Origin of the sequence: Nocardioides sp. NPDC058538 (genome assembly GCF_042719275.1) — a bacterium.
Taxonomy (GTDB): Bacteria; Actinomycetota; Actinomycetes; order Propionibacteriales; family Nocardioidaceae; genus Nocardioides.
The window spans coordinates 115,784-137,786 of record NZ_JBHXNY010000001.1 but is presented as its reverse complement, the minus strand read 5'-3'; the positions used below and the strand labels follow the sequence as shown (position 1 = coordinate 137,786).

The following is a 22,003-nucleotide window of genomic DNA, read 5'->3' as shown; positions in this document are numbered from 1 at the left end:
TGCCGTCGGGCTACCGCAGCGGGTCGACCGGGCGCAGCTGATCGGGGCGTACGCCGGTGGTGATCTGCTCGGCGAGCAGCCGGCCGGTGACCGGGCCCAAGGTGATCCCCCACATGCCGTGGCCGCCGGCGACGAAGACCTTCGGGTCGCGCGTGGCCCCGACGAGCGGGAGCCCGTCGGACGTACACGGCCTGGCACCGACCCACTCGTCCTCGCGCTGATCGAGGTGGACGCCCTTGAGGAGCGTCCTGGCCTCGGTCACCAGAGCCTGGATCCGCCGAGGGTCCATCGGCGCGTCGACGTCGCGGAACTCCATCATCCCCGCGATCCGCAGCCTGTCGCCGACCGGCGTGCACGCCACCCGCTGGGTCGGGAAGTAGACCGGGCCCCGCGGCTGGTCGTCGACCTTGACCGTGAACGAGTATCCCCGTCCGGCCTGCACGATGCGGCGGACGCCGAAGTCGCGCGCGAGCCGGTTGAGGCGAGCGCCCGTGGACAGCACAACGACGTCGTACCGCTCGCCGGCGACCACGACGCCCGAGCCGGACGAGACGAGATCATCCGCGTCCCGACCGGCCAAGATCCTCCCGCCGCGGCGGCGGACGGAGGCAGCGATGGAGTCCACGTACGCGGCCGGGTCGATGAAGCGCTGGTCGCGGATCCGGATCGCGGTGGCGATGCCGTCGGCGAGCGCGGGCTCGTCGGCACGAGCGGTCTCACCGTCGACGAGATCGAAGTTGATCTCCTGCCCGCTGGACCGGATGTGCTCGAACTCCTCGAGCAGCGCCTTGCTGTCCTCCGTCGTCCGGAACGCGGCCGTGAACGGCTCGGCACGCTTGGTCCTCGCCTCCACGCCACCCTGCTCCAGGTCGTCGAAGGCCGCGAGCGCCCCGTTGTTGAGCGGGATCAGAGCGGCCATCGCGCGCTGCCACCGCGGGTGGGTGCAGTTGCGGCCGAACTGCGCCAGGAACCGCAGCAGGCGCGGGTTGGCGGTCGGCGGGATGTACACCGGCGAGGAGGGGCTGAGCACCGCCCGGAGGCCATAGGCCAGCACCGAGGGCTCGGGCAGGGGCACCGCCATGCTGGGCGTCAACCACCCTGCGTTGCCCCAGCTCGAGCCCGCAGCGACGTCGTCGCGATCGAGGACGGTGACCTCGACACCGGCCTCTTGGAGGAACCATGCGGTGGACAACCCGACCATGCCTGCGCCGACCACGACGACGCGCTCGGGACGTGAGTGCCTGCTGGAGTTCATGGCTCCATGGTCGGCCGCCACGCGCGTCGGCTCGTTGGCCGTCGTCCACAAGTTCAGGGCGTGCAACTGTGCTCTCGCCACAACAGCCCACTATTACCCCCACCACACTATTCTTGCATTGACTGCAACTTGCACTCAGTGCAAGAATAGTGTGGTGCCCACCTCAACCCCGCCTCCGAACGCTCGCGAGCGTCAGAAGCGGGAGCGTCGGCTGGCGCTGATCGAGGCTGCTCAGCGACTGGTCGGCGAGCGTGGTCTCGATGACGTCACCGTGGAGGAGATCAGCTCCGCGGCGGGGTTGTCGACGCGTACGTTCTTCAACTACTTCGACTCCAAGGACGACGCTGTCCTCGGCATCCAGGAGGTCGATCTGGACGCGGAGGTGCGCGCCCAGTTCGTCTCCGGCGGGCCGTCGGGACGGCTGATGACCGACCTGGAGGCGCTGGTGGCGGGATTCCTGGGGAGTGCCGCCCCCAACATCGAGCAGGGCGAGCGGGCGATGCGGCTGATGATGTCCGAACCCCGGCTCGTGCAGCGACACATCGCCTGGCACCAGCGCGTCGTCGGTGAGCTGGAGCAGCTGCTCGCCGAGCGCCGCGAGGCACGGCCCTCCCCTGTCGACGACGACACGATCGGGATGGTCGCCGGGCTGCTGCTGCGGGCAAGCGCGCTCGCCTGGGCGCGGTCGGGCTACGAGGGCGATGCGGCGGCGCATCTGCCCGAGGCCGTCGCCCAGCTCCGCCTGCTCCTCGACGACTAGCCACATCTCTCGGGACCTCTCATGTCACACGGGACCCGTGTGTCACCACCTCTTCAACCCCTGCCTGTTCAACTCCTGCCTGGAAGGTCCAACCCCATGAGTCAAACGGTCGCGCCCGACGCGCCCGATAAGCCGTTGGTCGTGCTGACGCCGCGTACGATCTGGCTGATCTTCGGGGCCCTGATGGCCTCGATGTTCCTCTCCTCCCTCGACCAGACGATCGTGAGCACGGCGATGCCGACGATCGTCGGGGAGCTCGACGGGGTCGAGCACCAGGGGTGGGTGATCACCTCCTACATCATGGCGATCGCGATCGTCATGCCGCTGTACGGGAAGTTCGGTGACCTCTGGGGTCGCCGTTGGCCGTTCCTGGTCGCCGTCGCCCTGTTCACGCTCGGCTCGCTCTTCGGCGGGATGGCGCAGACGTTCCCCGAGCTGGTCGCCGCCCGCGGTCTCCAGGGGCTCGGCGGTGGCGGGCTGATGATCCTGTCCCAGGCGATCATCGCCGACATCGTGCCGGCCTCCGAGCGCGGCAAGTACATGGGTCCGATGGGCGCGCTGTTCGGCATCTCAGCCGTCATCGGGCCGCTCCTCGGTGGCTGGCTCACCGACGGTCCGGGCTGGCGCTGGACCTTCTGGATCAACGTGCCGGTCGGGATCATCGCGTTCGCCGTGGCCTGGTTCGCCCTGCGGCTGCCCTCGCACCGCTCGGGACGCCCGGTCGACTGGCTGGGGATCATGTTCATGGTGCTCTCCACCTGCGGCATCGTGCTGCTGACCTCGTGGGAGTCGCTCGGCCAGGACGGCTACGACTGGTCCTCGCCGCAGCTGCTCGGCCTGCTCGTCGGCACCCTGGCCTCGGTGGCCGCGTTCATCGTCACCGAGACCCTCGCGCCCGAGCCGCTGATCCCGCTCCGCCTCTTCAAGAACCCCACCTTCACGGTGACCACGCTGATCGGCCTGGTGCTCGGGATGGGCATGTTCTCGGCCATGGCGATGCTGCCGACGTTCCTGCAGATGTCGACCGGCGCCTCGATCACCAGCTCCGGACTGCTGATGCTGCCGATGATGGCCGGCATGATGCTGACCGCGATCGGCTCGGGCATCGCGATCTCGAAGACGGGCCGCTACAAGATCTTCCCGATCGCCGGTCTGCTCATCACCGCGGCCGGGATCGCCTGGCTGACCACGATCACCGGCGACATGTCGATGGTCGTCTTCGGGCTGATGATCTTCGTGCTCGGCGCCGGGATGGGCCTGGTCATGCAGACCATCGTGCTCGCCGTCCAGAACGCCGTCGACCCGCATGAGCTCGGCACCGCGACCTCGGCGAACAACTTCTTCCGGGAGATCGGTGCGACCGTCGGTACGGCGCTGTTCACGACCGTGTTCACCACGCGACTGACCGACAACTTCGGGGGGCTGGCCGAGAAGATGGCCTCCTCGGGGATGATGCCCGCCGACGGCGCAGGATTCTCCGGTGGGAGCCTCACCCCGGCTGCTGTCGAGCAGCTGCCCGAGCCGCTCCACACCTGGGTCGTCGACGCCTTCACCGAGGCACTCGCACCGGCGTTCTGGTATCTCGTGCCACTGATCCTCCTCGGTCTCGCGCTCGCGCTGTTCCTCAAGGAGGTCAAGCTCTCCGACGAGGCCGGCATGGTCGCCCGCGGGGAGGCGGTCGCAGGCTGAGGCTTCCTTGACGGTCGCCGTGGCAGGGGGCATTCTCCTGTCACGGCGACCGTCCGCTCGAGGGACGTGCGCAGCTCTCGGAAAGGCATGTCATGCCCGCTCGCGCCCTGCCCCTCTCGATCGCGACGGTGGCCGCCCTCGTCGCGAGCATGCTGCTCGGTGTGGCGCCGGCCGCCGCAGCACCCGCTCCGGCCGAGGCCATCGTCCTGGAGACGCTCTCCAACCGGGCCGACCTGGTCTCCGACGGCAACGCGCTCGTGCGGATCACCCTTCCTTCGGACGCCGAAGCCGATGGCCTGAAGGTAGGCCTGGCCGGCAGCCGCGACGTCACCGCGGCCTTCGCCGAGCGGCCCAACGGCGAGATCGAGGGCGTCGTACGCGGCCTGCGGGTCGGGACCAACGAGCTGACCGCGCGCCTGCCCGACGGTCGTGGCGCCTGGCTCACGATCACCAACCACCCGCGCGGCGGGCCGATCTTCTCAGGACCTCAGCTGCAGCCGTGGCGCTGCCAGCCGACAGCGAGGGACGCGCAGTGCAACCAGGAGCCGACGATCAGCTGGCTCTACCGGTCCGCCAACCCGCTGCTCGACGGCCTCCAGCCCTACGATCCCGAGAACCCGCCACGCGACGTCGCCACCACGACCACCGACGAGGGCGTGACGGTGCCGTTCGTCGTACGAGTCGAGACCGGCTACCAGAACCGCGACCAGTACCGGATCGCCGTGCTCTGGCAGCCCGGCAAGCGGTGGCAGCGCTGGCGCCCGCAGCAGCAGTGGAACAACAAGCTGTTCATCCCGCACGGCGGCAGCTGCGGGGTCGACCATGAGGTCGGCACGGCCCCGACCAAGGACTACGCCGGCACCTTCGACCTCGGCATCCCGGTCGTCGCGGACGCCCTCGGCGACAGCCCGACCGTCGCGCTCGGCCGCGGCTTCGCGATGCTCTCCACCGCGCTGGCCAACACCGGCCACAACTGCAACGTGACGAGCGCGGCCGAGTCGCTGATGATGGCCAAGGAGCACCTCGTCGAGACATACGGCGACCTGCGCTACACGATCGGCAGCGGCTGCTCCGGCGGCTCGATCGCTCAGCAGACGATCGCGAACGCCTACCCCGGGATCTACCAGGGCCTGGTCGTGACCTGCTCCTACCCCGACTCGCTCTCGCCGGGCCTGCAGTTCTCCGACTACCACCTGCTCCGCAAATACTTCGAGAGCTCCAAGCGCCTCACCGACGGCAAGTTCTGGAACCCGCTGCAGTGGGCGGCGGTCGAGGGCCACCTGCTGCCGCTCAACGCGGTCACCGCCGACGAGGGCCTCTTCAAGCAGGCGGTCATGCCGACGCACCCGTGCGCCGGGGTCAGCGACCAGGAGCGCTACGACGCGGAGAACAACCCCGGCGGCGTACGCTGCTCGATCATCGACGGCACGATCAACGTCTTCGGCCCGCGCCCGGAGAGCGTGTGGACCCCGCAGGAGAAGCAGATCGGGCGCGGCTTCGCGGGCTCGCCGCTGGACAACACCGGCGTGCAGTACGGCCTCGAAGCGCTCCGCTCCGGGGCGATCACACCGGAACAGTTCGTCGACGTCAACGAGAAGATCGGCGGGCTCGACATCGACGTCCAGCCCCGGGCGCAGCGCTCGGTCGCCGACCCGGCCGCGCTCACCAACGCCTACCGCAGCGGGATGGTCAACACCGCCAGCAACCTGTCCGACGTGGCGATCATCGACCACCGCGGACCGGACCCGGGCGTCGCGCACGACGCGCGCTGGGCCTGGGCGATGCGCGACCGACTGACCCGGGAGCAGGGGCACGCCGACAACCAGGTGATCTGGTACGGCGTGACACCCCTCATCGGCGACCCGAGCTACTCCAAGGAGGCGCTGCTCGCGATGGACCGCTGGCTGGCCTCGGTCGAGGCGGACAAGCGCTCGGTGGCGCTGGCGGACAAGATCGTCCAGGACCGCCCCGGCGACCTGCACGACCGGTGCACCCAGACCCAGGGGATCTCCAGCGAGGACGGCCTGTTCCTGCCGGTCGCCGACCCGCTCGTGGACGACCTGACCGGTGGCGCGCTCGACGGCCTCAACCCCGCCCTCAACCCGGTCCTGGATCCCGCGCTGAACCTCGTCGTGGACCCGGTCTCGGACCTGGTGTGCGGGCTCGGACCGGTCAGCGACCTGGTCAAGACCGACTTCGCGACACCGCGGATCGTGGCCGGCGACAACAACTACTCCGACAACGCCAAGTGCCACCTCAAGCCGCTGCGTCGCGCCGACGACTACGGCGCCTTCGGCCTCACCGATGCCCAGTGGGCTCGGCTGGAGGCGGCCTTCCCGGACGGAGTGTGCGACTACAGCAAGCCGGGTGTGGGCTTCACCAAGACCGTGCCGTGGATGACCTATCAGGAGGCCGATGGCTCGGTCGTCTACGGAGGTACGCCGCTGGGCCGCGCCCCACGGTCGTCACCGCTCGAAAATTGACCGGTGGTTCTCGCCGAGTCGGTCGGCGCTAGTGTCTCGCCCATGTCTTCCCCCGAGCCGACCTTCGTCCTGGTCCATGGCGCCTTCGCCAACTCGTTCTCGTTCGCACCGCTGCAGGCCGAGCTGGCGCTGCGCGGGTTCCGCTCGCTCGCCGTCGACCTCCCCGGCCACGGCTTCGAGGCGACGTTCCCGGTGGCCTACCAGGCGCCCCAGGACCTCGCCGAGCTCGCTTCGGCCCCGGGCGGGATCAAGGGCGTGACCCTCGCCGACAACGTGGCTCGCCTCGTCTCGGTGCTCGAGCGGGCCAAGGAGCACGGCCCGGTGATCGTCGTCGCGCACAGCCGCGGCGGAATCACCCTGACCGCCACCGCCAACGCCCGCCCGGACCTGATCGACTCGATGATCTACGTCTCGGCCTGGGCACCGGTGGAGCTGGATGCGGTCGCGTACAACGCTGAGCCGGAGATGGCCGCCTTCGACGCCTCCGCGCTGATCGGCGCGGCCGCCGCGAATCCTGCCGATGTCGGCCTGCTGCGCTGCAACTTCCGCACCGCTTCCGCCGAGGTCCTCGCCGGCCTCAAGCATGCCTTCATGGCCGATGGCACCGACGACGAGTTCCGTACGTTCCTCAACACCTTCCAGCCCGACGAGAACCTCGACGCCGGCGGCGCCGACGACCGCGCCCAGGCTTCGACGTGGGGGACGGTGCCCCGTGCGTTCGTACGCCTCAGCGAGGACGTCAGCATGCCGCCGGCGATGCAGGACCGGCTCATCCGCGAGGGCGACGCCCTCACCCCGGACAACCCGTACGCCGTCCACACCCTGACGTCGAGCCACCTCGGCTGGCTCGTCCACCCGTCCCCGGCCGCGGATCTCCTCGCGGAGATCGCGGCCGGCTGATCGGGGTCAGCTCGGCCTGCACGAATCCCGGACACACCGTGGTCACCTCGACGGGAGTCTCGGCGAGCGCCTTGGCCAGCGCGATGGTCACGCTGTTCAGCGCGGCCTTGGACGACTGGTAGGCGGGCACGACCGTGCCGTAGTAGGGCGATTCCGGGTTGGTCTGGTCGGCCGCACTTCTGGCGGCAATCAGACGTCGCAGGGGCCCGACTAAAGCGTTTCCGTCCTTGATGTCACCCCTGGTTCACTGTCCCGGTGGCATCCTCCCCCGGCTCCCTCTGGCACACCCTGATCCATCTCCGCGGCAACCCGCGCGCATGCGTGTGGACCGAGCCGATGTGGGGCCTGTCGATGGCGCTGGTACTGCCCTACCTCTCCGTCTTCATGCTCACGCTCGGGCTGCACGACGCACAGATCGGCCTGCTCGCGACCGCCGGGATGATCTCCCAGGTGTTCTTCGGGCTCGCCGGCGGCATCATCACCGACCGGATGGGACGTCGGCTGACGAACGCGGTCTTCGACCTGATCGCCTTCGTGATCCCCTGCCTGATCTGGGCATTCGCCCAGGACTTCTGGGCGTTCCTGGCCGCGTCGCTGCTCAACGGCGCGCTGCAGGTCACCGCGAACGCCTGGGACTGCCTGATGGTCGAGGACGCGGAGCGCGACCAGATCACCGGCATCTACTCCTTGGTAAGGGTCGCGGCCGACTGCTCCGCGCTCTTCGCCCCGATCGCCGCCTTCATGGTCGCGCAGTTCGGCATGGAGCCCGCGGTGCGGGTGCTCTTCATCAACGCCGCGGTCGTGATGCTGGCCAAGATCATCCTGTTGTACGCCGCCTCCCACGAGACCCGACAGGGCCGGATCCGGATGGAGCAGACCCGGCACGAGAGCCTCTGGCGCCTCTTCGTCGGCTACCGCGAGGCGGCGCGGCTGCTGGCCCGCTCGCGCGGCTCGGTGCTCGCGATGGCCATCGCCGCCCTCGTCGCGGCTGTCACCCTCGTCAACGCCACCTTCTGGCAGGTCCTGGTCAACCACCACCTACACGTGCCCGACGCGATGCTGCCGTTCTTCCCGATGGTGCGCTCCCTGCTGTCGGTGCTCTTCCTCTTCACCCTCATCCGCCGGCTGACCTCGGGACACGATCTCAAGCAGGCGACGTTGTGGGGCTTCGGCATCTATCTGGCCGGCCAGCTCGTGCTCGTCGTGATCCCCGCCGCCGAGGGTGAGGCCGACCTCGTTACGTACGCGCTTCTCGGGGTGTGCCTCCTCCTCGACAGCTTCGGCGCCGGGATGCTCTTCATGCTCTCGGAGTCGCTCGTCGCCTTTCACGTCGACGAGGCCGAGCGGTCACGGGTGATGGCGCTGCAGCGCACCGCGGTGATGCTCGCTGCCGCCCCGTTCGGCTTGATCTCCGGGTGGCTCTCGGGGATGGACCGCACCTATCCGTTCTGGCTGACCAGCGGGCTGCTTCTGATCGGTGTGGTCACCACCGTGGTCTGGTGGGTCGGGCCTCACGCCGAGCAGCCGGTCGAGCCCGTGTCCGCGGAGCGAGCCTGACGACGGACACGGCCCACGCGAACTTGGCGTGCGGTCCTGGACGCCCTCGCTACCGAGTGGGGGGACTCCAGCAGCACGGGCGCCCGGACCGCACCCGGAAGTGATAGCACGCATCCTGCGTCGAGCGCTGACAAACGCCACCAACTGGTAACGAGCGCGCCCAGCCACTCCGCCCGAAAGTGATACGGGGTGGCAAGCCGTCAGCCGGAGAGCAAGGAACCCCGGTCTCGTGGCCAGCGTTTTCGCTGGCGAGACCGGGGTTTGCTGAGCCGCCTGTCGGAATCGAACCGACGACCTTCTCACTACGAGAGCGTTCCTGGTCGTGACTGCGGCCTTCTGCGCGCTCGTGACGTCATTGCATCCGTTGCGTTCCTCGAGCCCGATTTCAGGTCGGGGGGCCACCGGGGGGACACGATTCGGGAGCACATACCAAGTCCGTATCGCGGGGGCGGAGCGTCACCCATTCCGGCACCTGGCCCCCTTGGCGGGGGTCTGGGGGCTTGCCCCCACGCTGCCCAACACCACCGATCATAGAAGCGTCGCGGGGAGTGTCCCCACCGGCAGCAGCGCCCACCTCCCCCTCGTCATCGGCCGAGGTCCTGGAGCGGGCTGGTTCGTGCTGATGACGACGCTAGGACTTCCGCTGTTTGCGCCGTTCGATGAACTTGCGTCCCTTGTCGCGGAGATCGTCGTAGCGGGTGCCGACGTAGAGGAGGGCGAACCCGAGGGCAGCGACGCCGGCCAGGCCGAGAGGGTCGGAGATGAGGTCGACGAGCGGGTTGTGCATGACCGAGGAGGTTAGCGGTCGATGGGGCTCGGGACTGGCTGATCCGGCATTGCGAGCTGCGTCGGTTGGAGAGTGAGCGCTTGGTCTACGGACTGGGCGCTCTTCTTCATTTGCGCGGCACGCAGGAGGACCGGCCGCCAGGCCGCACGCCCCCGGAGGCCGCGCTCGCGGCCGGAGGCCGCCTTGAGTCAGTAGAGAAAGTTCTCACGAGGCGGACGCTGCCCCCTGTCGTCGGCTCGCATCCCTAGTTTCGGTGCGCCGATCGTTTCGAGGGATTTCCAGAGCGTCGACGCTTGAGAGCTTTCCTGGCCCGAAGGTCGATAAACACGGCCGATGCAATGAGCCAAATGGCGGCGAGCGCAAGCGCAACTGTCGCCCATAGGCGGGCGGGCATCGGCAGCGGATCACCGAATCGGGGATTCCAAACGCCGAGCAGTAGGCCGCCGATCACCGCGAGGCCGCCGAGGCGCGCCGCCGCTCGACCAGAATGCATGTGGACTGCCTCCCCGCCTCGCCTACTCTTTTCCGTCTGCCCTCAGCCGCGCTGTGTCGGCCTGGCAGCGGAAACCTGTCCGACGGTTGAGTCGACAAATTGACACAGAACAGCGGTTGCATCGTCGTGCTTCTTTCCGCGGAACTTCCCTGTCGCATTCTCGTCGGCTTCGCGGGTGCGCCGCGCCAGCTCGTGCGGTCCCGCGTCAAGGATGCTGAAGAGGTGTTCCCAGGTCTGCCCGTGCCGCTCGACGAGCGTCGCGGCTCCGTCGGTCAATACCGCAGCAGCTTGGACCGGTTCGGCAGCGAGAGAGACGCTGCCGGCGACAGCGTGACGGGCCGCTTCAGGCTTGGTGCTGGCAACCCAGAATCCATCGAGGGTGTTCCGCACTGCACCGATTCCGGCAACCGAGTAGTCCTCGAGGTGATCGAGGCGGTCGTCGGTGATCGGCAGCACGCCTCCATCGGCCATGTGGAACACGACCGATGAGTCCGCGAGGGCGAGATAGTCGATCCGGTCACCGTGCAGTCGGAGCAGGGCGACCGTCGACGAGGGGCTGTTGGGGTCCTCGAGGTCACAGGTCTCCGAGTGTGCGTCGCACACTTGCTGAATCGCGCGCTCGAGGATCGCGGACAGGCTCCAGGTGCTCGGCGTGGCTAGTCCTTCGGCGAGACGCAGGCCCAGCTGGCGGACGAGCCAGGGCACATCGTGGATGCATCCGTTCTCGAGGCCCGGCACGGGTGAGGCTCCGTCAAGAACGATCACGAAGTCGTTGCCGATGAGCACGAAGTCCTCGTTGTGCTCGTGGGTCGGTGACGTCTCGGTGTAGCTCTGGGCACTAAGACGGATGCTCACTCAGGGGCCTCAAATTCGTAGGCGAAGGTGTGCCGGTCGCTAGCGAGACGGAGCGGAACACCTCGACTGGACCCGAGGCAGAGTACGCGATGCGGTGTAGCTCGATGACCGGAACGCCTGGGTGCAGGTGAAGGCCTGCGGCCTCTTCAGGATTGGGCGGTCGCGCCTGGAGCTCCTCGCGGAATCGCTCGATCCTGTGACCTGCCTCGTCGAGACGGGCGTACGACCCACCCCGGGCACGGAGTCCTCGGTAGTGATCGCGGTTCCTTCGACGATCTCGGGTAGGTAGTAGCTGTCTGCGAGCTGCGTCGGGTCATCGGCGAGCCATGTGCGCCGGCGGCGTACGAACACATCCGCTCCAGGCTCGATCTCGTACCACTCCGCAACCCATGCCGGCGCGGGGACGGTGCCCAGCTCGAGCACGTCTTGAGACCAACTCAGGCCGGCCGCCTCAGCCTCGGCCTGGAATGGCGCCTGCCCGCGATCGCGGACACGCCTCGCATAGCGATCGGAACCGAGAAGGACCATGTGCGGCCGGCGCGGCCGAAGACGCCGCTACCGGTTCTACTGTCGACGAGTCCCTCAGCTTTAGCGCCGCGACTGCTGAGCAAGATGGGGCCCGGAACGGGCTCCGGGGAGGGACCCGGGGGGCCACCGGGGGGACACAAGAGCGGGAGGCAGGCGAATGACAAACAACAAACCCGGCCTCCGCAGCCATGTTCTGGCTGGTCAGGACCGGGTTTCTGTCGGAGCCGCCTGTCGGAATCGAACCGACGACCTTCTCATTACGAGTGAGACGCTCTACCGACTGAGCTAAGGCGGCGTACCGTCATCCGTTACCGCATGAAGCGACTCTGGTTGAGCGGACCGGACGAGTGTACCGAGACTGCGCGCTCGACACTAAAACGGTGCGCCTCGACCTGCTCGTCGATGGTCATGCGGGTGGGCTTGCCCTTGCCGATGAGGCGGCCCAAGCGGCGTACGCCGTGCTTCATTGTTGCTTTGCTCTTCTCTGAACGTGGGTCAACCACCGACTGCGGACACAGTGGTGGTGATTCAATGATGACCGCCGGCGATTCATAGAGGTAGACGATCTTTCCTTGGAAAGTCATAGGATGTCTCTATGTTGTCGCTGCACCAGCTCCGCGTGTTCCTCGCGGTCTACGAGCATGGCTCGTTGACCGCGGCGGCCGACGAGCTCGGGTATGCACAGCCATCGATCTCGGAGCAGGTCAGGAGCCTGGAGCGTACGCTCGGCGTCCAGCTCTTCCGGCGCGTCGGGCGCGGGGTGGTGCCGACCGGGGTGGCCGACGAGCTGAGGCCGCACGCGGAGCGTACGGTTGCGGCTGCCGAGGACGCGCGCAAGGCCGTGCAGGCGGTGAAACAGTTCGAGACCGGGACGATCCGGTTCGGGATGTTCGGGATCGCGCGGCTCTACGGCGGTGCCGGCCTGGTGGCCGACGTGCTCGACCGATACCCCGGCGTGCGCGTCGAGCTGACCGGGCAGAACTCCACCGAGGTCCAAGATGACCTGCGGCGCGGACGGCTCGAGGCGGCGATGCTGCTCGTCGGCAGCGTCTCCGGTCCGGGGTTGAAGGTCACCCCCGTCGCCCGCGACGAGCTGGTCTACATCTCGGCCGACCCGGCCCACCTGGCCACGCCGGTCACCCCGCACCGGCTCTCGCTGGCCTCGCTGGTCATGTCCGACACGAGCTGGAGCTCCGAGGACCCCACCCGGGTCACCATCCGCAACCTGCTCCACGAGACCGGGCGCAACCCACCCAGCCGGATCGAGGTCGAGGACATCGAGACGGCCGTCGAGCTGGTGGGCATGGGGTACGCCGACAGCGTCATCGCCAAGGGAGCAGCCGAACAGCTGCTCCCCAGGCTGGCACCGAAGGCCGGCTGGGTGTCACTGCGGCCCCGGACGTACGACACGTTCGCCGTCGTCCACCGCACCGACGCCACCCTCTCCCCCGCCGCCACGTTGATGATCGAGCTGGCCACGAAGCGGATCCAGGCCATCGCGGACCCGGTCCACCGGCGCTAGCTGTTCCTCCATCGAGTTATGTAGCCGAAAGCTCACATCCCGTGCGGAGTTCCGCTGGGGATGTGAGCCCCGGCCTACATACCTTGACGAAGGCTCCGGGTCATTCGCAGCCGTAGCCGTCGTTGTCGGCGTCGAGGCGCCACGGATCGGAGCCGTGGACGCGTACGGGCTTCTTGCTGCTCGGGATCTCTCCGCAGTCGCGGTCGTTGGCCGAGGTGGCGTTGTAGACCTTCTCGCCGTTGCCGTAGGTGTAGTCGAGACCCGAGCCACTTCCACCGGAGGTGCCGCGCTTCTTCAGGTAGAACGACGCCGAGACGTCGACCTTCCGCTTAGCGTCACCGGCGAACTTCCAGCGGTAGTAGCGGCTGACCTTCGGCGTCACGATCACGGCGCACTTGCCGTACCTGTTCGTCACGCAGGAGGTCACGCTCATCCAGCGGCCGCTGGCCTTCTTCTGCAGGTGGATGCGCTTGCCCTTGATCGGGTTACCGCCCGCGGTCAGCTTGCCGACGGGGCGGTAGGACCTCGTCCCGTACTTGTTGGCGGAGACCTTGACGACCTTGGTGATGACCTTGGCGACGGTCCCCGGGGGTGTGGTGGCGTGGGCGGGCTGACTGATGACGGGGGCTACCGCGATCGCCAGGGAGGCGATGGCGGTGGCAGCGAAGACCTTCGTCGTCGAACGGATTCGCTGGTTGATGATCACGTGCTCGTGACCCTTCCTCTCGAAGTGACGTTTCCGGCAGTGATCCTCTGGTCCAGAGAGATCCGCCGGGGCCGTCACGACGAGGACCCACCCCACATCGGGTAAATCCGCAGTTCGAGCGGTGTCAGCACTCCAAGCCGTCGTCGGGGACCTTGCCGTCGACCAGGTAGGCGTCGATGGCGTCGTCGACGCAGCCGTTGCCCTGCATGTAGCCGGTGTGGCCGTCGCCGTCGCGGGAGACGAGTACGCCGTTGTCGAGAGCCTTTGCGAGCGCTTCGGCCCACTCGTAGGGGGTGGCCGGGTCGCGGGTGGTGCCGACGACGACGATCGGGTTGGAGCCCTGGGCGTCGATCTCGGGCTCGGGCTCGGTGGCCTTGAACTTCTCTGCGGCGCAGCCGTTGAGCATCCAAGCCAGGGCGGCACCGAAGGTGGGAGCGGCCTCCTCGAAGGCGGGCACCTGCTTGCGTACCTCCTCCGGGCTGAGGCCGGAGGAGTCATCGAGGCAGTTGATCGCCCAGTTGGCCTCCATCGTGTTGTTGATGTAGCCACCCTCGGGGTCACGGCCCGCGTAGTTGTCCGAGAGGCTCATCAACTGGGAGCCGTCGCCCTTCAGCGCCGCCTGCAGGGCGTCGGTGAGGTAGGGCCAGTAGGACTCGACGTAGAGCGGGGTGATCAGGCCGTAGAGGGCGTTGCCGGCGGTCAGCTCGCGGTCGCCGGCGGGCAACGGCTCGGCGTCGATGTCGGCCATCAGCTTCTGGACGCGCTCGACGCCCTCGTCGACGCTGTCGCCGAGGAAGCAGCTGCCCTCGTCGACGCAGTTCTCGACGTAGGAGCGGAGTGCGACCTCGAAGCCCTTCGCCTGGGCGAGGTTGGCCTCGAGGACGCTCAGCCCGGGCTCGATCGCGCCGTCGAGCACGAAGCGGCCGACCCGGTCCGGGTAGAGCTCGGCGTAGGTCGAGCCGAGCTGGGTGCCGTAGGAGGCGCCGAAGTAGTCGAGCTGGTCCTCACCGAGCGCAGCCCGGAGTACGTCCATGTCTCGAGCCGCCTCGACGGTGCTGACGTGGGCGGAGATGCCGTCCTTCTGGGCGGCGCAGCCGTTGGCCATCTCGACGCCGGTGTCGACGTAAGCCTGAGTCTCGGCCGGAGTGTCGGGGTCGGGGTCGACCGCGACGTAGGCGTCCAGGGACTTGTCGTCGAGACAGTCGACCGGGGTGCTCTGCCCGACACCACGCGGGTCGAAGCCGACGATGTCGTAGGAGTCGCGGACGGTGGAGCTGAAGGACTGGTTGTTGTAGAGGGCGTACTCGATGCCCGAGCCGCCAGGGCCACCCGGGTTGATCGCCAGCGAGCCGATCTTCTTCTCGGTGGCCGGGTCCTTGATGACCGAGACCGCGATGGTGCGGCCGGTCGGGTCGGAGTAGTCGAGCGGCACCTCGAGGGTCGCGCACTCGAAGGCGCCGTTGCAGTCCTTCCAGTCCAGCTTCTGGCTGTAGAAGGTCTGCAGCCCCTCGGTCGGGGCCGCGGTGGCCTCCGCGCTCGGACTCACCTGGTCGGCGTCGGGGGTGCCGCCGTCGGCACCACACCCCGCGGCGATCACGGTCAAGGTGGTCAGCGCGGCGGCGCCGGTCACTGCTTTGAGTTTCACTGATCTCCTCCGGGCGGCAACAGCGCCACCATCATCGCTTCCAGCACCAACTGGGGCTGCACGTTGAACTCCAGCAGCTGCTCACGGGCTTCGAAGATCGCCCCGATCCGCTGCAGGTTGAGCTCGGGGGTCGAGACCGCGACGAGCTGCTCGATCTCGCGCCGGTGCTCCTCGTTGACGAGGGTCACCGGAGCGCCGGCGGCCATCGCGATCGCGTCGCGGTAGACCGAGACCAGGTCCATCAGCCCGCGGTCGATCACGTCGCGGTGGCGGCGGGTGGCGCGGCGCTTCTGGTCCTTCTCGAGCGCGGACAGCGCGGGACCGTACTCACGCGGCCGGCGACCGCGATCGACCACGCCGTAGCCGGTGTCGAGGTCAGCCTTCTCCCGAGCGTCGAGGTCGGCGGTGACCGCGTCGGCCTCCTCCTTCGAGACCGCGGCGAGCTCGCCGGCGGCCCGGAGCGCGTCGGCGAGGGTGTTCAGCCGGGCCGGGTAGGCGACCACCTGCTCGCGACGGCGACGGGTGTCGTCGTCACGGGCCAGCGCCTTGGCCCGGCCGATGTGGCTCTGGCTCGCGCGAGCCGCGTAGGCCGCGCGCGCCTCGTCGACACCGAGCGTGCGCTGGAGAAAGGCGGTCACGTCGGGAGCCGTCGGGGTGGTCAGCGTGACCAGCCGACACCGGGACCGGATGGTCGGGAGTACGTCCTCGACCGTCGGCGTGCAGAGCATCCAGACCGTGCGGGCGCCGGGCTCCTCGACCGCCTTGAGCAGCGCGTTGTTGGCCTGCTCGGTGAGCCGGTCGGCGTCCTCGATGATCAGGATCTGCCAGCGGCTTCCGGCCGGCGTGAGGGCGGCCTGCCGGACGAGGTCGCGGATCTCGTCGACCCCGAGCGTGAGCTTCTCCGTGCGGACCAGGTTGACGTCGGCGTGGCTGCCCGCGAGCACGGTGTGGCACGCGTGGCACTGGCCGCAGCCTCCGTTGGGGCACTGGAGCGCGGCGGCGAAGGCGATCGCGGCGTTGGACCGTCCCGAGCCCGGGGGCCCCGTGAACAGCCACGACTGGGTCATGCCGTGGCCGGCTGCGGCGGTCCGCAGCGTCGAGATGATGTGGTGCTGGCCGACCAGGTTGTCCCAGACCGAGGTCGTGGCGACGCTCATGCGGTCACCGCCTCGGCGAGCAGCGGCTCGAGCCGCGCCAGCACCGCCGCATGGATCTCCTCGACCGGCGCGCGGGCGTCCAGGACCAGGTAGTGGTCGGGATTCCGCTCGGCCAGCCCGACGAACGCGGAGCGCACCCGCTGGTGGAACTGATGCGACTCCTGCTCCATCCGGTCGCGCTCCTCGAACCGGGTGAAGCCGGCCGTCGGATCGAGGTCGAGCAGCACGGTCAGGTGAGGCCGCAGGTCGGCGGTCGCCCACCGCGCGACCTCCTCGAGCTGGGCGGCGTCCAGCACCCGGCCGGCGCCCTGGTAGGCCAGCATCGAGTCGACATAGCGGTCGGTGATGACCACCTCGCCCCGCTCCAGCGCCGGGCGGACCATCGACTCGATGTGCTCGGCCTTGTCGGCGGCGAACAGGAGCGCCTCGGTCCGGTCGTCGAGGTCGCCGGTCTCCGGGGACAGCACGATGCGGCGTACGTCCTTGCCTACGGCGGTGTCGCCCGGCTCGAAGGTCAGCAGGACCCGGTGGCCGCGGGCGGTCAGGGCCTCGTGGAGCAGCCGCGACTGGGTCGACTTGCCCGACCCCTCGCCGCCCTCGAAACAGACGAAGACGCCGTGCTCTGCGTAGACACCCGGAAACCTCACGAGCCAAACCTACGGGGTGGGACCGACAACCCAGACGCACGCCGCCCAGGACCATCACATTGAGACTGCCGAAGGTGGCACCACCCGTTAAGGTTCGGTCGTCCTCACGCTGACCTAAGGAGTCTCCGGTGATCTACGTCCTGATCGTCCTGCTGCTGGCCGCCCTCGCGGTCGCGGCCTATCTGCTCTGGAAGAGCAGGCAGCAGCCGACGGCGCAGAAGGAGCCCGACGACTTCATCGGCGACCAGCACAAGCACGCCTCCGACCAGCTGCGCCAGGTGCGTAACGGCGACGTCATCGAATACCTCGGCCACAACTGGTTCGTCCGCGGACGGATCGACTTCGACGAGCACGGCTACCGCTGGACCGAGCACATGCTCGACGACGCCGAAGGCAAGAAGTGGCTCTCGATCGAGGACGACGAGAGCTTCGAGGTCTCGCTGTGGCACGCGATCCCGCTCGGCGACATCGAGCAGGGCGCCGTCGGTGACCGCGACATCATCGTCGGCGGCGTCGCCTACCGGCTCCAGGAGAAGGGCTCCGCCGCCTTCACCGCCACCGGCGCGACCGGCACGGCGCCCTCGGGCACGGCCGAGTACGCCGACTACAAGTCGGTCGACGGCAAGCTGCTCGGCTTCGAGAAGTGGGGCAGCAACTGGGAGCCCTCCCTCGGCGAGGTGCTGCAGCCGTTCGAGCTGACCGTCTACCCCTCCACCGACCGGCCCGCCACCCTGGACGACGAGTGACGCTTCTCGACGTCCCGTTCGCGGACGTACGCGGCGACACCCTGCGCTGGACCCTCGCACCGACCCTCTGCACCCCGCTGGCTTCCCGGACGGTGGATCTCGGCAGTGGTCTCACGGTGATGCTGAGCGTCCTGGGCGCCAGCCACCAGGTCGTCGTACGCCGCGACGACCGCCCGCTCCTGCACGAGACGATCGCGTGCGGGATCGCCGAGGCCGCGCCCCTTCCCGAGGCACACGCGGCGGGCGGCTACCGCCTCGCCTCGCACGTCGAGGAGATGGGACCCGAGGAGCTCGCCGCGCAGGCGTCGCGGCTCGTGGAGCGGCTGAGCGGGCGTACGGATGCCGTGGTCGCGCACTTCCCGGGTGACCCGCACGCGGTGACCGCGCTGGCCCTGGACCGGTCCGACGCCAGGCAGATCGTCTGGAACACCTGGCACACCTACCCACAGACCGGCGAGATCGTCGCCACCACCACCAGCTACCGGCCCGAGGAGGGCACAAGTGTCTGACCCCCATGGCTCCGGAGGCCCGAACCGCAAGCTGATCGGCTGGGCGATCGTCGCGGCGTGCGTCGCGCTCGCCATCATCATCGCCATCGCCGTGTCCGGCGACGGGAACAGCCCCGAGAAGTACCTGCGCAAGAACTTCGACCACGTCAGCGGCACCGACCCCGACAGCGAGGCCGGGATCGTCTTCGAGGACGACGGCACGGTGAGCTCGGTCGCCAACCAGATCGACAGCGGCACCGACGCCGACGAGAACCGGGCCGAGGGATCCAGCCACTACCTGCGCTACGACGACGACTGGCTGGTCGTCGTGGAGCCGCGTACGCCCTCGGGCTCGACGATCACGCTCTACGAGTACGACCGCGGCTACCGCCACCACGCCACGGTGATCGGGCTGTGGGGCTGGAACAGCTTCTACGGCCGCAACAGCGGCGGCGGCAGCAGCGGTGATTCCTTCCGCGGCGGCGGCAGCGGATCCGGCAAGTGACCACCCTCAGACTGGAGATGAACCGATGACTGACCTTGTGAGCGGACTGCTGTCCACCGTTGCCTTCGCCGCCCTCGGGCTGGTGCTGCTGATGATCGGCTTCTACGTGATCGACCTGCTCACGCCGGGCCGGCTGGGGCAGCTGATCTTCGTCGAGCACCGCCGCGACCCGGCACTGCTGCTCGGCTCCTCGGTCGTCGCGATCGCGACGATCGTGGCCACCTCGATCTACACCGCGGAGGCGGACACGCTCCAGGGGCTCGCCGAGACCGCTGCGTACGGCCTCATCGGGATCGCCCTGCTCGCGTTCGCGTTCGTGGTCCTCGACCTGCTCACTCCGGGCCGGCTCGGCGAGCTGATGACCGATGACAAGGACGACCCGGCGATCTGGGTCGCCGTCGCGGTGCAGCTGGCCGTCGGCGTGATCGTGGCGGCCTCGATCACGTGAGCCTGGCCCTCCCCTCGTTGTCTGCGCTGCCCGAGGGACGGGCGGCGCGGCTGCTCGTCCTCGCGGCGGTGTTCGTCTGCGCCGCCTGCGGCCTCGTCTATGAGCTCGCGCTGGTGACGCTGGGGAGCTATCTGCTCGGCAACTCGATCGCGCAGACGTCGCTGGTGATCGCGGTGTCGATGTTCGCGATGGGCGTCGGCGCCGTGCTCGCCAAGCCGCTCACCGCGCGGCCGCTGCGCTCGTTCGTGGGCGTGGAGATCGCGCTCGCCGCGGTCGGCGGTGCGTCGGTGCCGGCGCTCTACGCGTCGTTCGCGTGGCTGCATCTCTACACCCCGATGATGCTGCTGGTGACGTTCCTGATCGGCGCGCTGGTGGGTGCCGAGATCCCGCTGCTGATGGAGCTGCTGCAGCGGCTGCGGCGCCAGCAGGCCTCGCTCGCGGTCGCCGACATCAACGCGGTCGACTACGTCGGTGCGCTCATCGGCGGACTCGCGTTCCCGTTCCTGCTGCTGCCGACCCTGGGGCTGCTGGTGGGGACGGTGGCGACGGCTGCTCTGAACGTGATCGCCGCCTGGACGGTCGGGGTGGCGCTGGCCGGTTCACGCCGGCAGCGCGGGGCGGTCACCGCCGTCTGCGGCGCGCTCGCGGTCGCCCTCGGCCTGACCGCGGTGACGGCCGACTCCTTCGAGCTCAACGCTCGGCAGGCGCTCTACCGCGACCCGATCATCCACTCCCAGCGCTCGGCCTATCAGGAGATCGTGGTGACACGGGGCGCTCCGGTCGGGCCGGCGTTCGATGACGTACGCCTCTTCCTCGACGGTGACCTGCAGTTCTCCTCGCTCGACGAGTACCGCTACCACGAGATGCTCGTCCATCCGGCGATGAACGGGCCGCATCAGCGGGTGCTGATCATCGGCGGTGGCGACGGGCTCGCGGCGCGCGAGGTGCTGCGCTATCAGTCGGTCTCCTCGGTGACGCTGGTCGATCTCGACCCGGCGGTGGTGTCGCTGGCGCGCTCCTTCGAGCCGGTCTCGTCGCTGACGTCGGGGTCCCTGGAGGACCCCCGGCTGACGTACGTCGCCGCCGACGCGTTCTCCTGGGTGCGCGACTACTCCGGGGCACCGTTCGACGTGGTCATCGCCGACTTTCCCGACCCGGACTCGACCGCTCTGGCCAAGCTCTACTCGGTCGAGAACTACAGCATGATCGCGCGGCTGCTCGCCCCGTCCGGGCGGATGGTCGTGCAGTCCGGCAGCCCGTTCTTCGCGCCGGACGCGTTCTGGTCGGTGCGGCACACCCTCACCGAGGCCGGCTATCGGACCACGCCCTACCAGGCGGACGTACCCTCGTTCGGGAACTGGGGCTACGTCCTCGCCTCCCGCGACGGCTCGGCCCCTGAATTGGCGCTCGACGACGAGGCGCCAGGCGGGCTGCGCTACGCCAGCGACGCCGTGCTCGCGGCCGCCTCGTCGTTCCCGCCGGACCGTGCCGAGCGGCCGACCTCGGTCACCACGCTGCTGGATCCGGCGATCCTGGACTACGCCCGGAACGGTTGGGTGGGCTACTGATGTTCTTCCTTCTCCGACTGGTCCGGCGGACCTCACGGCATTACGCCTGGGTGCTTCCGCTCGCCATCATCGGCTTCGTCTTCGTCACCGGCTGGATCGCGATGGCGCTGACCCAGCCGGGCAGCGACATCGTGCGCCCCACCAACTACTGGTGGTGGTTCCTGGTCACCGCGACCACGGTCGGCTACGGCGACCTCTTCCCGGAGACCACCGGTGGTCGGCTCGTCGGGGCGTACGTCGTCTTCGGCTCCATCACCACCCTCGCCATCTTGTTCAGCCGGATCTCGGCAATCATCGAGAACGCCAAAGGACGCCGCATGCGTGGAGAGATCAGCTTCAGCGGACAGAACCACATCGTGATGCTCGGCTACGCCGCCGGGCGCACCGAGCGGATCCTGGTCGAACTGCTCTCCGAGCCGGAGCGCGAGGTCGTGCTCGCGACCTGGGAGGACCAGCTCTCCGAGCACCCGATGCCCGGGGAGGACCGCCTGCATTTCGTACGCGGCGACATCACCGACCTCGACGTGCTCGCTCGCACCGGGCTGTCCAACGCGCACAGCGTGCTGATCGACCCGCGTGACGACAACGAGGCGGTCACCCTCACCGTCGCGGCCAACGCGGCTGCCCCGTCGGTGCACACGATCGTGGCACTGCGCGACCTGCGGGTGCAGCGCACCATCTTCCGCGTCGACAGCACCGTCCACTGCGTCCAGTGGCACAACACCCAGCTGATCGCCGAGGAGCTCAGCGACCCGGGGATCGCGGAGGTCTACCAGGAGCTCGCCACCGCGGGCGGCAAGGGCACCTACTCGCTCACCGTGCCTCCCTCGGCCGCGACCGTCGCCGTCGGTGTCTGGCAGTCCGCCCTCGGCCGATCGCACGGCGCCACGCTCCTGGCCGTCCGCACCGCCGACGGCATCCAGGTCAGCCCGCCCTGGGATCTCCACGTCGCTCCCGGCGCGCGGCTCTTCTACATCGCGACCGATCGGTTGGACTACGACGAGGTCGCGGGGTCTCTGCTGGCGGCGGCGTAGGTCGCGGAAAGAAAATTCCTTCCGCGGGCGACAGCTCTGACATCACCGACAGCACCGATGCCCGGGCATGCGGAAGGAATTTTCCTTCCGCTCGCGGTCAGCAGACATGGCCCGCGGCGCCCGCGATGTCGCGCTGAGCCTGACCAGACCTGACCAGACCTGACCAGACCTGACCAGACCTGGCCGACCTTGGCAGGTCGCGAGGAAGAATTTTTCTTCCGCTCATAGGA

Annotated in this window: 21 protein-coding genes, 1 tRNA gene and 2 pseudogenes; 12 read left to right on the top strand and 12 right to left on the bottom strand. The window is 68.8% G+C overall.

Annotation, left to right across the window (positions count from 1 at the left end):
* Positions 1 to 10: 10 nt before the first annotated feature.
* On the bottom strand, positions 11 to 1,255 hold the full coding sequence (locus tag ACFWQC_RS00695) for an NAD(P)/FAD-dependent oxidoreductase (RefSeq protein WP_378671724.1): 1,245 nt from the start codon (positions 1,253 to 1,255) through the stop codon (positions 11 to 13).
* A gap of 154 nt (positions 1,256 to 1,409) precedes the next feature.
* Here ACFWQC_RS00695 and ACFWQC_RS00690 point away from each other — a divergent pair, with 154 nt between their 5' ends.
* From ACFWQC_RS00690 to ACFWQC_RS00675, 4 genes are all read left to right on the top strand, one after another.
* Complete coding sequence (locus tag ACFWQC_RS00690) at positions 1,410 to 2,015, top strand: TetR/AcrR family transcriptional regulator (RefSeq protein WP_378671722.1); 606 nt, start codon at positions 1,410 to 1,412, stop codon at positions 2,013 to 2,015.
* A gap of 96 nt (positions 2,016 to 2,111) precedes the next feature.
* Positions 2,112 to 3,704 carry an MDR family MFS transporter gene (locus ACFWQC_RS00685; RefSeq protein ID WP_378671721.1) on the top strand — a complete coding sequence of 531 codons (1,593 nt, stop codon included), beginning with the start codon at positions 2,112 to 2,114 and terminating at the stop codon, positions 3,702 to 3,704.
* Positions 3,705 to 3,796: 92 nt separating this feature from the next.
* Complete coding sequence (locus ACFWQC_RS00680; protein WP_378671720.1) at positions 3,797 to 6,187, top strand: DUF6351 family protein; 2,391 nt, start codon at positions 3,797 to 3,799, stop codon at positions 6,185 to 6,187.
* A 42-nt stretch (positions 6,188 to 6,229) separates the two neighbouring features.
* On the top strand, positions 6,230 to 7,087 hold the full coding sequence (locus ACFWQC_RS00675) for an alpha/beta hydrolase (protein ID WP_378671718.1): 858 nt from the start codon (positions 6,230 to 6,232) through the stop codon (positions 7,085 to 7,087).
* Here the strand turns inward: ACFWQC_RS00675 and ACFWQC_RS00670 are convergent.
* On the bottom strand, positions 6,978 to 7,217 hold the full coding sequence (locus ACFWQC_RS00670) for an SDR family NAD(P)-dependent oxidoreductase (protein ID WP_378671716.1): 240 nt from the start codon (positions 7,215 to 7,217) through the stop codon (positions 6,978 to 6,980). The two genes, ACFWQC_RS00675 and ACFWQC_RS00670, sit on opposite strands and share 110 nt — an antisense overlap.
* A gap of 125 nt (positions 7,218 to 7,342) precedes the next feature.
* Here ACFWQC_RS00670 and ACFWQC_RS00665 point away from each other — a divergent pair, with 125 nt between their 5' ends.
* The gene (locus tag ACFWQC_RS00665) at positions 7,343 to 8,644 is read left to right on the top strand and encodes an MFS transporter (protein ID WP_378671715.1); all 1,302 of its coding nucleotides are present in this window, start codon (positions 7,343 to 7,345) and stop codon (positions 8,642 to 8,644) included.
* A gap of 631 nt (positions 8,645 to 9,275) precedes the next feature.
* Here ACFWQC_RS00665 and ACFWQC_RS00660 read toward each other — a convergent pair.
* The 6 genes and pseudogenes from ACFWQC_RS00660 to ACFWQC_RS00635 all read right to left on the bottom strand — a co-directional run bounded on the left by ACFWQC_RS00660 (position 9,276) and on the right by ACFWQC_RS00635 (position 11,891).
* Positions 9,276 to 9,431 carry a hypothetical protein gene (locus tag ACFWQC_RS00660; RefSeq protein WP_378671713.1) on the bottom strand — a complete coding sequence of 52 codons (156 nt, stop codon included), beginning with the start codon at positions 9,429 to 9,431 and terminating at the stop codon, positions 9,276 to 9,278.
* A 535-nt stretch (positions 9,432 to 9,966) separates the two neighbouring features.
* Complete coding sequence (locus ACFWQC_RS00655) at positions 9,967 to 10,779, bottom strand: protein phosphatase 2C domain-containing protein (protein ID WP_378671712.1); 813 nt, start codon at positions 10,777 to 10,779, stop codon at positions 9,967 to 9,969.
* Positions 10,763 to 10,999, bottom strand: a pseudogene (locus ACFWQC_RS00650) (UTRA domain-containing protein); the annotation flags it as partial. The pseudogene ACFWQC_RS00650 and the gene ACFWQC_RS00655, both read right to left, overlap by 17 nt.
* A gap of 50 nt (positions 11,000 to 11,049) precedes the next feature.
* A pseudogene (locus ACFWQC_RS00645) lies at positions 11,050 to 11,307 on the bottom strand (UTRA domain-containing protein); the annotation flags it as partial.
* Positions 11,308 to 11,529: 222 nt separating this feature from the next.
* Positions 11,530 to 11,602: transfer RNA gene (locus tag ACFWQC_RS00640), tRNA-Thr, on the bottom strand.
* 13 nt (positions 11,603 to 11,615) lie between these two features.
* Positions 11,616 to 11,891 (bottom strand): hypothetical protein, encoded by a 276-nt coding sequence (locus ACFWQC_RS00635; RefSeq protein WP_378671710.1) that lies wholly within the window; start codon positions 11,889 to 11,891, stop codon positions 11,616 to 11,618.
* An 11-nt stretch (positions 11,892 to 11,902) separates the two neighbouring features.
* On the opposite strand from ACFWQC_RS00635, the gene ACFWQC_RS00630 reads away from it, so the two are divergent.
* Entirely contained in the window at positions 11,903 to 12,829 is a 927-nt protein-coding gene (locus ACFWQC_RS00630; RefSeq protein ID WP_378671708.1) for a LysR family transcriptional regulator, read from the top strand.
* A gap of 100 nt (positions 12,830 to 12,929) precedes the next feature.
* On the opposite strand, the gene ACFWQC_RS00625 is transcribed toward ACFWQC_RS00630, so the two are convergent.
* The 4 genes from ACFWQC_RS00625 to tmk all read right to left on the bottom strand — a co-directional run bounded on the left by ACFWQC_RS00625 (position 12,930) and on the right by tmk (position 16,984).
* Complete coding sequence (locus ACFWQC_RS00625; RefSeq protein WP_378671706.1) at positions 12,930 to 13,535, bottom strand: excalibur calcium-binding domain-containing protein; 606 nt, start codon at positions 13,533 to 13,535, stop codon at positions 12,930 to 12,932.
* 124 nt (positions 13,536 to 13,659) lie between these two features.
* Positions 13,660 to 15,180 (bottom strand): alpha/beta hydrolase, encoded by a 1,521-nt coding sequence (locus ACFWQC_RS00620; RefSeq protein WP_378671704.1) that lies wholly within the window; start codon positions 15,178 to 15,180, stop codon positions 13,660 to 13,662.
* Positions 15,177 to 16,337, bottom strand: coding sequence for a DNA polymerase III subunit delta' (locus tag ACFWQC_RS00615; protein WP_378671702.1), 1,161 nt, complete (start codon positions 16,335 to 16,337; stop codon positions 15,177 to 15,179). Before ACFWQC_RS00615 ends, ACFWQC_RS00620 begins: the two co-directional genes overlap by 4 nt.
* Positions 16,334 to 16,984, bottom strand: coding sequence for a dTMP kinase (tmk, locus tag ACFWQC_RS00610; RefSeq protein WP_378671701.1), 651 nt, complete (start codon positions 16,982 to 16,984; stop codon positions 16,334 to 16,336). Before tmk ends, ACFWQC_RS00615 begins: the two co-directional genes overlap by 4 nt.
* A 128-nt stretch (positions 16,985 to 17,112) precedes the next feature.
* Between tmk and ACFWQC_RS00605 the strand changes: the two genes are divergently transcribed.
* The 6 genes from ACFWQC_RS00605 to ACFWQC_RS00580 are packed head-to-tail and all read left to right on the top strand — an operon-like array spanning position 17,113 to position 21,773.
* Entirely contained in the window at positions 17,113 to 17,730 is a 618-nt protein-coding gene (locus ACFWQC_RS00605) for a DUF4178 domain-containing protein (protein ID WP_350660291.1), read from the top strand.
* Entirely contained in the window at positions 17,727 to 18,239 is a 513-nt protein-coding gene (locus tag ACFWQC_RS00600) for a DUF2617 family protein (RefSeq protein WP_378671699.1), read from the top strand. Before ACFWQC_RS00605 ends, ACFWQC_RS00600 begins: the two co-directional genes overlap by 4 nt.
* Positions 18,232 to 18,723, top strand: coding sequence for a DUF4247 domain-containing protein (locus ACFWQC_RS00595; protein WP_378671697.1), 492 nt, complete (start codon positions 18,232 to 18,234; stop codon positions 18,721 to 18,723). Before ACFWQC_RS00600 ends, ACFWQC_RS00595 begins: the two co-directional genes overlap by 8 nt.
* A 25-nt stretch (positions 18,724 to 18,748) precedes the next feature.
* Positions 18,749 to 19,171, top strand: a complete 423-nt coding sequence (locus ACFWQC_RS00590) for a DUF350 domain-containing protein (RefSeq protein WP_378671695.1) — start codon at positions 18,749 to 18,751, stop codon at positions 19,169 to 19,171.
* Entirely contained in the window at positions 19,168 to 20,739 is a 1,572-nt protein-coding gene (locus tag ACFWQC_RS00585; protein WP_378671694.1) for a polyamine aminopropyltransferase, read from the top strand. Before ACFWQC_RS00590 ends, ACFWQC_RS00585 begins: the two co-directional genes overlap by 4 nt.
* Positions 20,739 to 21,773, top strand: a complete 1,035-nt coding sequence (locus tag ACFWQC_RS00580) for an ion channel (protein ID WP_378671692.1) — start codon at positions 20,739 to 20,741, stop codon at positions 21,771 to 21,773. The genes ACFWQC_RS00585 and ACFWQC_RS00580 overlap by 1 nt, the downstream gene beginning before the upstream one ends.
* The last annotated feature ends 230 nt before the right edge of the window (positions 21,774 to 22,003 follow it).